The sequence below is a fragment of the Enterobacter cloacae complex sp. SHL020 genome (genome assembly GCF_049236945.1).
Taxonomy (GTDB): domain Bacteria; phylum Pseudomonadota; class Gammaproteobacteria; order Enterobacterales; family Enterobacteriaceae; genus Enterobacter; species Enterobacter dykesii.
Map to the genome: position 1 here is coordinate 553,224 of NZ_JBMKJF010000002.1, position 15,166 is coordinate 568,389.

At 60.2% G+C, this 15,166-nt stretch carries 12 protein-coding genes; 6 read left to right on the plus strand and 6 right to left on the minus strand.

Annotated features, from left to right (window positions below):
- Positions 1 to 8: 8 nt before the first annotated feature.
- The 3 genes from ACOTZB_RS07735 to ACOTZB_RS07745 form a co-directional block, all read right to left on the minus strand.
- Positions 9 to 824 carry a Cof-type HAD-IIB family hydrolase gene (locus tag ACOTZB_RS07735; protein WP_421626828.1) on the minus strand — a complete coding sequence of 272 codons (816 nt, stop codon included), beginning with the start codon at positions 822 to 824 and terminating at the stop codon, positions 9 to 11.
- A 166-nt stretch (positions 825 to 990) separates the two neighbouring features.
- Positions 991 to 3,423: a formate C-acetyltransferase/glycerol dehydratase family glycyl radical enzyme gene (locus ACOTZB_RS07740; RefSeq protein WP_421626829.1), complete on the minus strand. Its 2,433-nt coding sequence runs from the start codon at positions 3,421 to 3,423 to the stop codon at positions 991 to 993.
- Between the two features lie 4 nt (positions 3,424 to 3,427).
- Positions 3,428 to 4,327 carry a glycyl-radical enzyme activating protein gene (locus ACOTZB_RS07745; protein ID WP_421626830.1) on the minus strand — a complete coding sequence of 300 codons (900 nt, stop codon included), beginning with the start codon at positions 4,325 to 4,327 and terminating at the stop codon, positions 3,428 to 3,430.
- A gap of 128 nt (positions 4,328 to 4,455) precedes the next feature.
- Between ACOTZB_RS07745 and fsa the strand changes: the two genes are divergently transcribed.
- On the plus strand, positions 4,456 to 5,118 hold the full coding sequence (gene fsa / locus ACOTZB_RS07750; protein ID WP_421626831.1) for a fructose-6-phosphate aldolase: 663 nt from the start codon (positions 4,456 to 4,458) through the stop codon (positions 5,116 to 5,118).
- A 98-nt stretch (positions 5,119 to 5,216) separates the two neighbouring features.
- On the opposite strand, the gene moeB is transcribed toward fsa, so the two are convergent.
- Positions 5,217 to 5,969, minus strand: coding sequence for a molybdopterin-synthase adenylyltransferase MoeB (moeB, locus tag ACOTZB_RS07755; protein ID WP_421626832.1), 753 nt, complete (start codon positions 5,967 to 5,969; stop codon positions 5,217 to 5,219).
- A gap of 1 nt (position 5,970) precedes the next feature.
- A complete protein-coding gene (gene moeA, locus ACOTZB_RS07760) occupies positions 5,971 to 7,203 on the minus strand; it encodes a molybdopterin molybdotransferase MoeA (protein WP_421626833.1) in 1,233 nt (410 codons plus the stop codon).
- Positions 7,204 to 7,391: 188 nt separating this feature from the next.
- Here moeA and iaaA point away from each other — a divergent pair, with 188 nt between their 5' ends.
- The 5 genes from iaaA to gsiD are packed head-to-tail and all read left to right on the plus strand — an operon-like array spanning position 7,392 to position 13,614.
- Positions 7,392 to 8,330, plus strand: coding sequence for a beta-aspartyl-peptidase (iaaA, locus tag ACOTZB_RS07765; RefSeq protein ID WP_421626941.1), 939 nt, complete (start codon positions 7,392 to 7,394; stop codon positions 8,328 to 8,330).
- Positions 8,331 to 8,341: 11 nt separating this feature from the next.
- Positions 8,342 to 10,213 (plus strand): glutathione ABC transporter ATP-binding protein GsiA, encoded by a 1,872-nt coding sequence (gene gsiA / locus ACOTZB_RS07770; protein WP_193804761.1) that lies wholly within the window; start codon positions 8,342 to 8,344, stop codon positions 10,211 to 10,213.
- Between the two features lie 23 nt (positions 10,214 to 10,236).
- Positions 10,237 to 11,775, plus strand: coding sequence for a glutathione ABC transporter substrate-binding protein GsiB (gene gsiB / locus ACOTZB_RS07775; protein ID WP_421626834.1), 1,539 nt, complete (start codon positions 10,237 to 10,239; stop codon positions 11,773 to 11,775).
- A gap of 5 nt (positions 11,776 to 11,780) precedes the next feature.
- Positions 11,781 to 12,701 (plus strand): glutathione ABC transporter permease GsiC, encoded by a 921-nt coding sequence (gsiC, locus tag ACOTZB_RS07780; protein ID WP_023310911.1) that lies wholly within the window; start codon positions 11,781 to 11,783, stop codon positions 12,699 to 12,701.
- A gap of 1 nt (position 12,702) precedes the next feature.
- On the plus strand, positions 12,703 to 13,614 hold the full coding sequence (gene gsiD / locus ACOTZB_RS07785; RefSeq protein WP_024908682.1) for a glutathione ABC transporter permease GsiD: 912 nt from the start codon (positions 12,703 to 12,705) through the stop codon (positions 13,612 to 13,614).
- A gap of 115 nt (positions 13,615 to 13,729) precedes the next feature.
- Here the strand turns inward: gsiD and rimO are convergent, their stop codons facing one another.
- Positions 13,730 to 15,055 carry a 30S ribosomal protein S12 methylthiotransferase RimO gene (gene rimO / locus ACOTZB_RS07790; RefSeq protein WP_421626835.1) on the minus strand — a complete coding sequence of 442 codons (1,326 nt, stop codon included), beginning with the start codon at positions 15,053 to 15,055 and terminating at the stop codon, positions 13,730 to 13,732.
- Positions 15,056 to 15,166: the final 111 nt, after the last annotated feature.

Sequence of the window (15,166 nt, forward strand, 5' to 3'; positions counted from 1 at the left end):
GGAAAAGATCAGACGTCGAACGGGGAATGGTTGTCGAGCACGGCCTGGATGACGTTCAGCGCGCCCTGATGGTTGTTGTCGTCGGTGCTGTAGCGGCTGATTTCTTTGATGCTCTCTGCCGCGTTGCCCATCGCAAAGGAATATTTCACCAGCTTCAGCATCTCGGCATCGTTGCCGCTGTCGCCAATGGCCACGCACTCCTGCGGGGAGATTTTCCAGCGTTTCAGCAGACGGCTGATGCCGTTGGCTTTGTGCAGGCCGGGGATAATCAAATCGACAAAACCAAAGCCGCTGGTGACCGGCTTCATGATGCCGTCCAGGGAGACGTGCAGTTTATCCACCAGCGTCGGGATATCGCTGTCCGGCAGGTTAAGGGAGAACTTAAACAGCACGTCATCAATTTCGCGGTAATCGCTGATGCGCTTTAAGCGGTGGTAGTGCTTTGACATCAGCGCCACGAATTCTTCAGGAGCCTGGTCGCTGACCCAGGCGCTCTCCAGCCCGCAGGCCACGAAGTTCAGCCCTTTGTCTTTCAGCAGTTCGCCAATCACGATCTGCGATTCATGACGCGTCAGCTCGCCGTGGAAAATCTGTTCGCCGCGATCGAACACCAGCGCGCCGTTTTCCGCCACGAAGGAGATCCGGTCTTTCAGCGTCGGAAAGAAGGAGATGAGCTGGTAATACTGGTTGCCGCTGGCGACAACGAATTCAATGTCGCGGGATTTAAGCTGTTCAAACTGTGCCTGGAAGCGGTCACGATCGTACTGCTTGGCATCATCAAGGAAAGTTCCGTCCATATCGGTGACGATAACTTTAACGGTCATACTGTGCTCCTGGGTCACTGCGTTTTGAAACATTCTAATAACAAGGTGACGGGGAGCACAAATTTAATTTCGAATGAAAGTCAGAAAGCCGGGTGGCGGCTTCGCCTTACCCGGCCTACGGGGAGACAATGTAGGCCCGGTAAGCGAAGCGCCACCGGGCGTTTTTTTACAGCGTGTGCTCAGTACGGGCGATAATATCGTCCTGCGCATCCGGCGACAGGGCGGTGAAGAACGCCGAGTAGCCCGCCACGCGCACCACCAGGTCACGATACTGGTCAGGATGTTTCTTCGCTTCCAGCAGCGTTTCGCGCGAGACGATGTTGTACTGGATATGCCAGCCTTTATGCACCTCGAAGAAGGTGCGCAGCAGCACCATCAGCTTCTGGCGATCGCTGTCGTTTTCCAGCGTCGACGGGTTCAGCTTCTGGTTCAGCAGCACGCCGCCGAGAATCGCTTCCGTCGGCAGTTTACCCACCGAGCCAATTACCGCCGTCGGGCCGAGGTGGTCCGTACCGGAGGCCGGGCTTGCTCCTTCCGCCAGCGGGGTGTGCGCCTTACGTCCGTCCGGGGTGGCCATCGTTGCCGCGCCGAACGGCACGTTTGCGGAGATGGAAGAGGTGCCCGCGTAGTAGTTACCGCCAATCGGGCCGCGACCGTAGCGCGGGTTGTGGTACTGCTTCAGCTCTTCGATGTAGGTCTGATAGGCGCGCGTCAGCAGCATGTCCACGCTGTCGTCGTCGTTGCCGTACTTCGGCGCGCCGTTGATCAGGCGCTGACGCAGCTGCTCGTGGGTCAGCCCGTCGAAGTCATCCGCCAGCGCCGCCGCCAGCTGCTGCTGACCAATAGTGCCCTGTTCGAACACCAGCTTCTTCACCGCCGCCAGGCTGTTGCCGAGGTTGGCGATGCCCACCTGCAGGCCGGAGACCCAGTCGTACTTCGCGCCGCCCTGCTTGATGCTTTTCGCGCGTTCGATGCAGTCGTCCACCAGCGCCGAGCAGAGAATGTCGTGGACGTTCTCTTCCAGCATGGTGTCCACCACGTACTCAATCTCGATGGACTTGCGGGTGTAGTAGCGGATCTGGCTGTCCCACGCCGCCATCACCTCGTCGAAATTGTCGAAGTTACCGGCGGAGAGCGCTTTCTCCTGCGGCAGGAACACCTTGCCGCTGGTGGCGTCGCGCCCGCCTTCCAGCGCGGCCAGCATCACGCGGGCGAAGTTGATAAAGCTCATGCCGGTGCAGCGATAGCCCCACTTGCCGCCCACCGCGGTTTCGATGCAGCCGATGGCCGCGTAGTCGTAGGCGTCGTCACGTTCAACGCCGAGCTTGATGAATTCCGGAATGACGATTTCATCGTTGTTGAACGCGGGCATCCCGAAGCCGCAGCGGATCACCTGCACGCAGGCGTCGAGGAAGTCGTTGCTCATGCCCGCGTGGTAGCGCACGCTCAGGTTCGGCTGGGTGGAGCGCAGACGGCCGCAGGATTCCAGAATCGCGTAGGAGAGCGGGTTCACCGCGTCCATCGGCTCACCGTTGACCAGCTTCTGGCCGCCGATGGTGACGTTCTGGTACAGCGGGCTACCGGCGGAAGCCTTGGAGTGCGAGCCGGAGCGGATTTTGTTCACTTCCAGCAGCTTCAGCCAGCAGCTGTGCAGCAGCTCGATGGCGTGCTCGCGATTCAGGCTCTGGTTCAGCTCCACGTCGCGGCGGTAGTACGGATACAGGTACTGGTCCATACGCGCGAAGGAGACGGAGTGGCCGTTGGACTCAATCTGCAGGATCAGCTGAATGAAGTAGCACAGCTGCAGCGCCTGCCAGAAGGTTTTTGGCGGCTCGTGGGCAATCACGTCGCAGTTTTCCGCCATCGCCAGCAGCTCGTCGCGGCGGCTTTCGCGGGTTTCAGTGGACGCCATTTCACGCGCCAGATTGGCAAAGCGTTTGATGTGCAGGCTTACGGCTTCCAGCACGATATCGATCGCCTTCAGGAACTGATCGCCGTGCAGGTCTTCCAGCACCGTCAGGTTGATGCGCGAGCGGCGCTCGGCCACTTTGGCGCGCAGGCCATCGAGACCTTTCTCCAGCACCAGCGGGAAGTTCACCGCCAGGTGCGCGTCGCCGGAAGTCATGTTGCCTTCGGCTTTGATAATGCCGGTTTCCAGCAGGCCTTTCTGCTCGTCGGTGAACATGCCGTAGCAGCGATCCTGCACCGTCTGGCCGCGCCACCACGGACAGATGTCGTGCAGCACGCGCTTGTTCTCTTCGCTCACCGCAAAGCCCGCGCCCGGGCGGTCCGCCAGATCGTCGATCTCTTTCTCAATCCAGGAGACGGTGTATTCCGGAAAAATCGGCGCGGCGCGCACTTCGCTTCCCTGGTTACCGATAATCAGCTCGTCGTGTTTGATCCAGATGGTACGCTCGGCCAGGTGATGCGCCAGCGCCAGGGCGCGACGGATCGGGATCGGCTTGTCCATGTGCTGCTGGTACATTTCGGTGTAATGCTGGGCGCGCTCGGTACAGACCGGCGGCTTGACGATATGCACCAGGGCAGTTTTGTGCGCCTTGATGCGCTCGCTGAGGGTGTTGAGATTCAGGGTCGTCATAGGTTTATCCTCGTAAGGTCGCGGTTAACCCTTTCTGGCAGGCGTACTGCTGCGCGAAGTCCAGCAGGGCAGGGTTATCCAGCGGTTTGTCAGGGGCAGAGTAGGGTTGGCCGAGCAGGGTGTATTTGTTCATGCCCAGCGTGTGATACGGCAGAAAATGAATATCGTCGACGCCGAGTTCGTCGGCGGCGAAGTTGGTAATGGCGGTGATGGACGCTTCGTCAGCGTTAAAGCCCTGGATCAGCGGCACGCGGATGGTGATTTTTTTCCCGGCGGCGGCAAGGCGTTTCAGGTTATCCAGGATTCGCTTAGCCGAACCGTCCGTCCACTGTTTAAACACCTCACCGTCGACGTGCTTCAGGTCGGCGAGGAACAGATCGACGTACGGTAAAGACGGCTCGATGTAGTGCCACGGCACGTGAAGGCAGGTTTCCACGGCGGTGTGGATCCCCTGTTCATGGCTGGCTTTAAACAGGGCGTGCGCCAGCTCAGGGTTCATAAACGGCTCGCCGCCGGAGAGGGTGATCCCACCGCCGCTGCGGTCGTAGAAGGGTTTATCGCGCAGTACGGTCGCCATGATCTCCCCGACGTGCTGTTCTTCACCGCAGACGCTCAGCGCCTGCGTAGGACAGCAGTCGGTGAGGGCATTAAGCGTCTCTTCACTCAGCTTTTCGCGGTGGATAACCAGACCGTTCAGCGCGCGTTCGATGCAGCCCGGTGCCGCCTGCTGGCACAGGTCGCAGCCGTCCAGGCACAGGCGCGCATCAAACAGCATGTCCCGGCTGCGGGAGCGGCTTTCCGGGTTCTGACACCAGCGACAGCCCAGCGAGCAGCCTTTCAGGAACACCACGGTTCGAATGCCGGGGCCGTCGTGGGTAGAGTAACGCTGAATATTAAAGATCATGATTTCGCCTCTCGTATTGCATATGAAGATTAAATGACTTTCGAATGAAAGTTATCTTGATGCAGGTCAACTACTGAGCAGGTTTTGTCGTGATAGGGTAAGTGCAGGCTAAATTTGAGGGTGACATCATGGAACTTTATCTCGACACATCTGACGTTGCGGCAGTCAAAAAGCTGGCGCGTATCTTCCCGCTGGCGGGCGTGACCACTAACCCAAGCATTGTGGCGGCAGGTAAAACGCCGCTGGACGAGCTGCTGCCAGCGCTGCACGACGCGCTGGGCGGCAAAGGCCGTCTCTTCGCGCAGGTGATGGCGACCACCGCCGAAGGGATGGTGGAGGACGCGCGTAAGCTGCGCGCCATCATCAACGACCTGGTGGTAAAAGTGCCGGTGACCGCCGAAGGGCTGGCGGCGATCAAGATGCTGAAAGCGGAAGGGATCCCGACGCTGGGTACGGCGGTTTACGGTGCCGCACAGGGGATGCTCTCGGCGTTGGCGGGGGCTGAGTATGTGGCGCCTTACGTTAACCGCGTGGACGCGCAGGGCGGGGACGGGATCCAGACCGTGGTTGAACTGCAACAGCTGCTGACGCTGCACACCCCGCAGTCAAAAGTGCTGGCCGCGAGCTTTAAAACCCCGCGCCAGGCGCTGGACTGCCTGCTGGCAGGCTGCGAGTCCATCACGCTGCCGCTGGACGTGGCGCAGCAGTTTATCACCTCTCCGGCCGTGGATGCGGCGATTGTGAAATTTGAGCAGGACTGGCAGGGGGCGTTTGGACGGACGACTATTTGACGCTATTGCCGGGTGGCGCTTGCGCTTGCCCGGCCTACGGTTTTCTCCCTCTCCCTGTGGGAGAGGGCCGGGGTGAGGGCATCAGGCCGCAGCAGGGTTTAACCTCCGCACACCTCACACCCAGGATTACGCATCAGCTTCATCTCGCGGAACTGGCAGGTCATCGCGTCATACATCACGATTTTCCCCGCTGCGGGCGTGCCGTAGTGTGCCAGCACTTTGATTGCTTCCATTGCCTGCAGGGAGCCAATCACGCCGACGAGCGGCGCCATCACGCCCGCCTCGACGCAGGTCAGGGCGTTCTCGCCAAACAGACGGCTCAGGCAGCGGTAGCAGGGTTCACCATCCGCGTACGTAAAGACGCTGATTTGCCCCTCCATGCGGATTGCCGCGCCGGAGACCAGCGGGGTTTTGTGGGCAAAACAGCCCGCGTTCAGCTGGTTACGGACGGTGACGTTATCGGTGCAGTCCAGCACCAGGTCATGCTGCGCAATCTGCGCCGACAGCGCGCCGTCATCCAGCATAGCGTCAATCAGGGTGAACTGAACGTGGGGGTTGATGCGCGCCAGCGCCGAGCGGGCAGAGTCCACTTTCGGCTGGCCAACCGTCGCATCGCTGTGCAGCGTCTGACGCTGGAGGTTAGACACCGACACGGTATCAAAATCCAGCAGCGTCATTCTGCCCACGCCCGCAGCCGCAAGATACTGCGCGGCGGCGCAGCCCAGACCGCCGAGCCCCACAACCAGCACGCTTGCTGCCTTAAGCGCTTCCTGACCTTCGAAATCAAACCCGCGCAGCACAATCTGGCGGTTGTAGCGCATCATCTCCGGGTCGCTCAGCTCCACCGTCATGTCAGCCTCCGAACAGGTGGTTAAAACGCTCGATCTCAACCCACTCGCCTGCTTCCACATTGCCGCGCTCGCGCTCCAGGACGATAAAGCAGTTGCCCTGGCTGAAGGAGCTGAAAATGTGCGAGCCCTGGTGCCCGGTGGTGCTCACTTCCAGCTCGCCGTCCGCGTTGCGCGCCAGAATGCCGCGCTGGAAATCGAGGCGGCCCGGCGATTTTTTCAGGCGCGTGGCGGCACGCACGCGCTGGCGTTCCGGCAGCGGGCTGGCGCTGTTGCCTGAAAGCTTCGCCAGCAGCGGGATCACCAGCTGGTAGAAGGTGAGTGCCGCCGAGACCGGGTTACCCGGCAGGCCGCAGAACCAGCTGTGCTGGAGCTTGCCAAACGCGAACGGTTTTCCCGGCTTGATGGCCAGCTTCCAGAAGGCGATTTCACCCAGCTCTTCAAGGATGGTTTTGGTGTAATCCGCTTCGCCCACGGAGACGCCGCCGGAGCTGATAACCACGTCGGCTGCGTTATCCGCCTCGATAAACGCGGCGCGCAGTTTTTCCTGATCGTCAGGAATAATGCCGAGGTTAATCACCTCGCAGCCCAGCTGCTCCAGCATCAGGTGTACCGCCAGGCGGTTGGTATCGTAAATCTGACCGTCCTGCAGCGGCTGGCCCGGAAGCTGAAGTTCGTCGCCGGTGGAGAAAACGGCCACGCGCACTTTACGGATAACGTCGATTTCAGCCACGCCGAGCGACGCCAGCACCGGCAGCTCACCTGCCGTCAGCTTCTGCCCGGCAGAAAAGACCGTCGCGCCAAGGGTGATATCTTCGCCCGTGCGGCGGATGTTCTGACCCGCTTTAACGTTCGCGGTAAAACGCACGCCGTCGTCGGTCTGTTCGGTCTCTTCCTGCATTACCACGGCGTCGCAGCCGGCCGGAACCGGTGCGCCGGTCATGATGCGCACGCAGGTACCCGCAGGCCATTCACCGCTAAACGGCTGGCCCGCAAAGGCTTTACCCGCCACCGGCAGGGCGTTACCCGTCTGGAGATCCGCCAGGCGCACCGCGTAACCGTCCATCGCGGAGTTATCAAACCCCGGCACGTTAAGCGGAGAGACAATATCGCGCGCGGCAATACGGCCAAAACAGCGCACAAGCGGCAGCGTTTCAACCTCATGCAGTGGGGTAATGCGGTCAAGCATCTGCGTGAGTGCCGTCTCAAGCGGCATCAGTCCGGCGGTAAAATCCATGGTGGGCTCCTGCGGAGTAACAACGAAAGCGCTCATTATGGCAGAAAAGTGCGGCTAACTGTATGACCCGATGGGTGTACGCTTTACATCACAGTTACGTCTTTCTATATTCAAAAATCATCTGAAGTTTCATCGACGATAATGATATTTATAGAAAAAGCCGCAAATCAGGCTAACGGGTGATGCGAATGGTTAATGCGGTAATCGCAATTCATGGTGGCGCCGGGGCAATCACCCGAGCACAGCTCAGTCCCGAGCAGGAAAAGCGCTATATCGACGCGCTGTATGCCATTGTGGAAACGGGCCAGAGAATGCTGGAAGCGGGCGAAAGCGCGCTAGATGTGGTCACCGAGGCGGTGCGCCTGCTGGAAGAGTGCCCGTTATTTAATGCAGGGATCGGTTCGGTCTTTACCCGGGATGAAACGCACGAGCTGGATGCCTGCGTGATGGACGGCGTCACCCTGAAAGCGGGCGCCGTGGCGGGCGTGAGTCATCTGCGCAATCCGGTGCTGGCCGCGCGTCTGGTGATGGAAGCGAGTCCGCACGTGCTGCTGACGGGGGCCGGGGCAGAGGCGTTTGCCTTCGAGCACGGGATGGAACCGGTATCGCCGGATCTTTTTTCCACAGAGGAGCGCTACCAGCAGCTGCTGGAGGCCCGTTCGGCGGGCATGACGCAGCTTGACCACAATGCGCCGCTGGATGAAACCACCAAAATGGGCACGGTCGGCGCGGTGGCGCTGGATAAGGCCGGAAACCTCGCGGCGGCGACGTCAACGGGCGGCATGACCAACAAGCTGCCCGGACGCGTCGGCGATAGCCCGCTGCCGGGCGCCGGCTGCTACGCCAATAACGCGACGGCGGCGGTGTCGTGTACCGGAACCGGCGAAGTGTTTATTCGCGCCCTCGCGGCCTACGACATCACCGCGCTGATGGATTACGGCGGTTTAAGCCTCAGCGAAGCCTGCGAGCGCGTGGTGATGGAGAAACTGCCCGCCCTGGGCGGCGTCGGCGGGCTCATCGCGGTGGATCGTGAGGGCAACGTGGCTCTGCCGTTCAACAGCGAAGGCATGTATCGTGCCTGGGGTTATGCCGGTGATGAACCAAGCACGGGCATCTATCGTGAATAAGGGGGCAGCGCGTGCCGCACAGTGAAAAACTGGACAACCGCGAAGTGCTGGCTGTCCATCAGCTCAATATTGCGTTTCAGGAAGAGCGGCAGTTCATCCCCGCAGTACAGAATTTATCGTTCACGCTCAGGCGCGGCGAGACGCTGGCGATTGTTGGCGAGTCCGGTTCCGGAAAATCGGTCACCGCCCTGGCGCTGATGCGCCTGCTGGAACAGACGGGCGGGCAAATCAGCAGCGAGAAAATGCTCCTGCGCCGCCGCAACCGTCAGGTCATTGATTTAAATGAACTAAGCGGTTCGCAGATGCAGGGCGTGCGCGGGGCGGACATTGCGATGATCTTCCAGGAGCCGATGACCTCCCTGAACCCGGTTTTCCCGGTCGGGGAACAAATCGCCGAGTCTATCCGCCTGCATCAGGGGCTGAGCGGCGATGAAGCGCTCAACGAGGCCCGACGGATGCTGGAGCTGGTGCGCATTCCGGAGGCGCAGGCCATTCTGGGGCGCTACCCGCATCAGCTTTCTGGCGGCATGCGCCAGCGGGTGATGATTGCCATGGCGCTCTCCTGCCGTCCGGCGGTGCTGATTGCCGATGAACCGACGACGGCGCTGGACGTGACGATTCAGGCGCAGATCCTGCAGCTCATTAAAGTGCTGCAGCAGGAGATGGAGATGGGGGTGATTTTCATCACCCACGATATGGGTGTGGTCGCCGATATCGCCGATCGGGTGCTGGTGATGCACAAGGGCAGCGCGGTGGAAACCGGCCCGGTTGAGCAGATTTTTCACGCGCCAGTGCATCCTTACACAAAAGCGCTGCTGGCGGCGGTTCCGCGCCTGGGGGCGATGAACGGCAGCGATTTGCCGCGCCGTTTCCCGCTGATTTCTCCTGAGGCGTCTGAGCTACAGGAGGAGGAGCGCGAGCAGGACACCGTGGTGCCGGGTAAGCCCATTCTGGAAGTGCGCGATCTGGTCACCCGTTTTCCGCTGCGCAGCGGCGTATTAAACCGCGTTAAGCGCGAAGTGCACGCGGTGGAAAACGTCAGTTTCGATCTCTGGCCCGGCGAAACGCTGGCGCTGGTGGGGGAGTCCGGCTGCGGTAAATCCACCACCGGGCGCGCGTTGCTCCGTCTGGTGGAATCACAGGAAGGCAGCATTACCTTTAACGGCGAGCGCATTGATACCCTTCCGGACAGCAAGCTGCAGGCGGTGCGGCGGGATATTCAGTTTATTTTCCAGGATCCGTATGCCTCCCTCGATCCGCGCCATACGGTGGGGTATTCGATCATGGAGCCGCTGCGGGTACATAACCTGCTCGACGGCGAAGCGGCCCAGCGTCGCGTGGCCTGGCTGCTGGAGCGCGTCGGCCTGAAGCCGGAGCACGCCTGGCGTTATCCGCACGAGTTTTCCGGCGGACAGCGGCAGCGTATCTGCATCGCCCGGGCGCTGGCGCTGAACCCGAAAGTGGTGATTGCCGATGAGTCCGTCTCGGCGCTGGATGTCTCTATCCGGGCGCAAATCATCAACCTGTTGCTGGATTTACAGCGGGATATGGGCATTGCCTTTCTGTTTATCTCGCACGACATGGCGGTGGTCGAGCGCATCAGCCATCGCGTAGCGGTGATGTTTATGGGGCAGATCGTGGAGATTGGGCCGCGAAGAGCGGTGTTTGAAAACCCGCAGCACCCGTATACCCGCAAGCTTATCGCGGCGGTCCCGGTAGCCGATCCCGCGCATCGTCACGGCCAGCGGGTGCTGCTGCAGGATGAAATGCCGGGCAATATTCATAAACGCGGCGAGGCCGTGGAGCGCGTGACGCTGCGCGAGGTCGGGCCGGGTCATTTCGTCGCTCCCCCGCGTCAGGACAACGCTTTTTCGCGGTTATAACTTACAACAGGCAGGAGAACACAATGGTTACATTTGTAGCGCGTAGATGGTTGTTAGCCGCGAGCGTGACGGCAGCCCTGGCCGCTGCCCCCGCGTTCGCTGCCAAAGATGTGGTGGTCGCCGTCGGCTCCAACTTCACCACGCTCGATCCGTATGACGCCAACGACACGCTCTCTCAGGCGGTGGCGAAATCGTTCTATCAGGGCCTGTTTGGCCTCGATAAAGAGATGAAGCTCAAAAACGTGCTGGCGGAGGGGTACACCGTGTCCGACGACGGTCTGGTGTATACCATCAAGCTCAGGACCGGCGTGAAGTTCCAGGACGGGACAGACTTCAATGCGGAGGCGGTGAAGGTTAACCTGGACCGCGCCAGCAATCCGGAAAATAGCCTCAAGCGCTATAACCTGTATAAAAATATCGCCAGCACCGAGGTGGTCGACCCGGCGACGGTCAAAATCACCCTGAAAGAGCCGTTCTCCGCGTTTATCAATATCCTGGCGCATCCGGCAACGGCGATGATTTCTCCTGCCGCGCTGAAGAAATACGGCACGGAGATCGGCTTTCACCCTGTTGGCACCGGTCCTTACGAACTGCTCACCTGGAACCAGACCGATTTTGTGAAGGTGAAGAAATTCGCCGGATACTGGCAGCAGGGGCTGCCGAAGCTGGACACCATCACCTGGCGTCCGGTGGTGGACAACAACACCCGCGCGGCGATGCTGCAAACCGGCGAGGCGCAGTTTGCCTTCCCGATCCCATATGAGCAGGCCGCCATTTTGCAGAAAAACAGCAAGCTGGAGCTGGTCGCCAGCCCGTCGATCATGCAGCGCTACATCAGCATGAACGTCACGCAAAAGCCGTTTGATAACCCGAAGGTTCGTGAGGCCATCAACTACGCCATTAACCGTCAGGCGCTGGTGAAGGTCGCTTTTGCGGGCTATGCCACCCCGGCCACCGGCGTGTTGCCGCCGGCTATCGCGTATGCGCAAAGCTATCAGCCGTGGCCGTACGATCCGGCCAAAGCGCGCGAGCTGCTGAAAGAGGCGGGCTTCCCGAACGGCTTCAGCACCACGCTGTGGTCCTCGCACAATCACAGCACCGCCCAGAAGGTGCTGCAGTTTACCCAGCAGCAGCTGGCGCAGGTGGGTATCAAGGTGCAGGTCACCGCAATGGATGCCGGACAGCGTGCGGCAGAAGTGGAGGGGAAAGGGCAGAAAGAGAGCGGCGTGCGGATGTTCTACACCGGCTGGACGGCCTCGACCGGTGAAGCCGACTGGGCGCTGTCGCCGCTGTTTGCCTCGCAGAACTGGCCGCCAACCCTGTTCAACACTGCGTTTTACAGCAACCCGCAGGTGGACAAAGACCTGGCAGATGCCCTGAAAACCACCAAACCGGAAGAGAAAGCGCGCCTCTACAAAGACGCGCAGGATATTATCTGGAAAGAGTCACCGTGGGTGCCGCTGGTGGTGGAGAAACTGGTGTCAGCCCATAACAAAGCGTTGACCGGGTTCTACATCATGCCGGACACGGGCTTTAGCTTTGACGATGCGGATTTAAAATAAACCTCATGCTGAATTATGTTTGTAAACGCCTGCTGGGGCTTATTCCGACGCTGCTGATTGTGGCGGTCCTGGTGTTTTTGTTTGTCCATATGCTGCCGGGCGATCCGGCGCGTCTGGTCGCCGGGCCTGAGGCGGATGCTACCGTCATTGACCTGGTGCGTAAGCAGCTTGGCCTCGACCAGCCGCTGTATATGCAGTTTATCCACTATATCTGTAACGTTCTGCAGGGTGATTTTGGTATTTCGATGGTGTCGCGCCGTCCGGTGTCGGAGGAGATTGCCAGCCGCTTTATGCCGACGTTCTGGTTAACGATAGCCAGCATGAGCTGGGCGGTCGTGTTTGGGCTTGGCGCCGGGATTATCGCGGCCGTCTGGCGCAACCGCTGGCCGGACAAGCTCGGCATGGCGCTGGCGGTGACCGGCATCTCCTTCCCGGCGTTCGCGCTGGGGATGCTGCTGATGCAGATCTTCTCCGTCGAGCTGGGCTGGCTGCCGACCGTCGGGGCCGATACCTGGAAGCATTACATCCTGCCTTCCATGACGCTGGGGGCTGCCGTTTCGGCGGTGATGGCCCGCTTTACCCGCGCCTCGTTCGTTGACGTGCTGAGCGAAGATTATATTCGCACCGCGCGGGCGAAAGGGGTCAGCGAGAAGTGGGTCATTCTCAAGCACGGATTCCGCAATGCGATGATCCCGGTGGTGACGATGATGGGGCTGCAGTTTGGCTTCCTGCTCGGCGGCTCAATCGTCGTGGAAAAGGTCTTCAACTGGCCGGGGCTGGGACGCCTGCTGGTCGATTCCGTCGAGATGCGCGACTACCCGGTGATTCAGGCGGAAGTCCTGCTTTTCTCACTGGAGTTTATTCTTATCAACTTAGTGGTGGACGTGCTCTACGCTGCCATTAACCCGGCCATCAGGTACAAGTAAGATGCGATTGTTGAACTGGCGACGTCAGGCTGTTTTAAACGCGATGCCGGGGCTAAAACCGGACCACGTCCGCACCCCGTGGTCTGAATTCTGGCGGCGTTTTCGCCGTCAGCCGGTCGCGATGACCGCGGGGCTGTTTGTGCTGCTGCTGATTGCGGTGGCGGTGATTGCGCCGTGGGTGGCGCCGTTTGATGCGGAAAACTATTTTGACTACGACCGTCTGAACGACGGACCGTCGATGCTGCACTGGTTCGGCGTGGACTCCCTCGGGCGCGATATCTTTAGCCGCGTGCTGGTCGGGGCGCAAATCTCGCTTGCCGCCGGGGTGTTCGCGGTGCTGATCGGCGCGGCCATCGGTACCGTGCTGGGGCTCGTTGCCGGATATTACGAAGGCTGGTGGGACCGCATCATCATGCGCATCTGCGACGTGCTGTTTGCCTTCCCCGGCATTCTGCTGGCGATTGCCGTGGTGGCGATCATGGGCAGCGGCATGGCGAACGTCATCATTGCGGTCGCGGTGTTTTCGATTCCGGCGTTCGCGCGCCTGGTGCGCGGCAACACGCTGGTGCTGAAACAGCAGACCTTTATCGAATCGGCCCGCAGCATGGGGGCCAGCGATGCCACCATCCTGTTCAGCCATATTCTGCCGGGTACGGTATCGTCCATCGTAGTCTATTTTACCATGCGTATCGGCGTGTCGATTATCTCGGCGGCCAGCCTGTCGTTTCTGGGGCTAGGCGCGCAGCCTCCGACGCCGGAGTGGGGCGCGATGCTGAACGAGGCGAGGGCGGATATGGTGATTGCGCCGCACGTGGCGATCTTCCCGAGTCTGGCGATTTTCCTGACCGTGCTGGCGTTTAACCTGCTGGGGGACGGACTGCGCGACGCGCTGGATCCGAGGATTAAGGGGTAGGCTTTTGCTTGCCCCTCACCCCGGCCCTCTCCCCAAAGGGGCGAGGGTGAAAAACCGCACCGAGCAGTCCCCTCTCACCAGTGGGGAGAGGGGTAGGGTGAGGGGGGAAAGGAGATTAAACCCGGCTACCCCACAGGTCATACTCGTCCGCGTTTTCAACCTTCACGCGAATAATATCACCCGGTTTGACGTTGGTTTCGCCGTTCAGGTACACCGCGCCGTCGATCTCAGGGGCGTCCGCCATGCTGCGGCCAATCGCGCCTTCTTCGTCCACTTCGTCAACGATCACCATGATCTCGCGGCCCACTTTTTCCTGCAGACGCTCGGCAGAGATTTGCTGCTGCAGCTGCATGAAGCGGTTCCAGCGCTCTTCTTTCACCTCTTCCGGCACCTGGTCCGCCAGCTCGTTGGCGGTTGCGCCTTCTACCGGGCTGTACTTGAAGCAGCCTACGCGGTCCAGACGCGCTTCTTTCAGGAAGTCGAGCAGCATCTGGAAGTCTTCTTCGGTTTCACCCGGGAAGCCGACGATGAAGGTGGAGCGCAGGGTTAGATCCGGGCAGATTTCACGCCACTGCTTGATGCGCGCCAGCTGGCGATCAACGGAGCCAGGACGCTTCATCAACTTCAGGATACGCGGGCTGGCGTGCTGCAGCGGGATATCCAGGTACGGCAGAATTTTGCCTTCCGCCATCAGCGGGATCACGTCGTCAACGTGCGGGTACGGATAGACGTAGTGCAGACGCGTCCAGATACCGAGCTTAGACAGCTGTTCGCACAGGCCGACCATGCTGGTTTTCACCGGCTCGCCGTTGTGGAAACCAGAGCGGTGTTTAACGTCAACGCCGTAGGCCGAGGTGTCCTGGGAGATGACCAGCAGCTCCTTCACGCCCGCGTCGGCCAGACGTTTAGCTTCCGCCAGCACTTCGCCAATTGGACGGCTCACCAGATCGCCACGCATGGACGGGATGATGCAGAAGGTGCAGCGATGGTTGCAGCCTTCGGAAATTTTTAAGTAAGCGTAGTGGCGCGGCGTCAGCTTCACGCCCTGTTCCGGCACCAGGCTCAGGAACGGGTTGTGCTTTGGTTTTGGCACGTAGTGATGAACATGTTCCAGCACCTGCTCGTAGCTGTGCGGGCCGGTGATCTCCAGCACCTTCGGGTGCACTTCGCGGATCTGGTCTTCTTTCGCGCCCAGACAGCCGGTAACAATCACTTTGCCGTTTTCCGTCAGGGCTTCACCGATGGCTTCCAGTGACTCCTGAACCGCGCTGTCGATAAAACCGCAGGTGTTCACGATCACCATATCGGCGTTGTCGTAGCTTGGCACCACGTCATAGCCCTCGGTGCGCAGTTCGGTCAGGATGCGTTCGGAATCCACGAGGTTTTTCGGGCAGCCCAGGGAGACGAAGCCGATTTTCGGCTGGTGCATAACATTGCTCATAGGTTAAAAAATGTTCGATTTTTGGAATGGTCAGGGCAGGGATTCTACAGAGTTTGGGGGGAAATTTGTACTGAAGAATTGTGCTCGCGGCAGGTTTTCGGTGCCAACCGA

Bases quoted from the DNA above. Each gene is read 5' to 3' on its own strand.
- gsiC (WP_023310911.1), top strand. From the start codon at position 11,781: ATGCTGAATTATGTTTGTAAACGCCTGCTGGGGCTTATTCCGACGCTG.
- fsa (WP_421626831.1), top strand. From the start codon at position 4,456: ATGGAACTTTATCTCGACACATCTGACGTTGCGGCAGTCAAAAAGCTG.
- rimO (WP_421626835.1), bottom strand. From the start codon at position 15,055: ATGAGCAATGTTATGCACCAGCCGAAAATCGGCTTCGTCTCCCTGGGC.
- iaaA (WP_421626941.1), top strand. From the start codon at position 7,392: ATGGTTAATGCGGTAATCGCAATTCATGGTGGCGCCGGGGCAATCACC.
- gsiB (WP_421626834.1), top strand. From the start codon at position 10,237: ATGGTTACATTTGTAGCGCGTAGATGGTTGTTAGCCGCGAGCGTGACG.
- moeA (WP_421626833.1), bottom strand. From the start codon at position 7,203: ATGGATTTTACCGCCGGACTGATGCCGCTTGAGACGGCACTCACGCAG.
- moeB (WP_421626832.1), bottom strand. From the start codon at position 5,969: ATGACGGTGGAGCTGAGCGACCCGGAGATGATGCGCTACAACCGCCAG.
- ACOTZB_RS07745 (WP_421626830.1), bottom strand. From the start codon at position 4,327: ATGATCTTTAATATTCAGCGTTACTCTACCCACGACGGCCCCGGCATT.
- gsiD (WP_024908682.1), top strand. From the start codon at position 12,703: ATGCGATTGTTGAACTGGCGACGTCAGGCTGTTTTAAACGCGATGCCG.
- ACOTZB_RS07735 (WP_421626828.1), bottom strand. From the start codon at position 824: ATGACCGTTAAAGTTATCGTCACCGATATGGACGGAACTTTCCTTGAT.
- ACOTZB_RS07740 (WP_421626829.1), bottom strand. From the start codon at position 3,423: ATGACGACCCTGAATCTCAACACCCTCAGCGAGCGCATCAAGGCGCAC.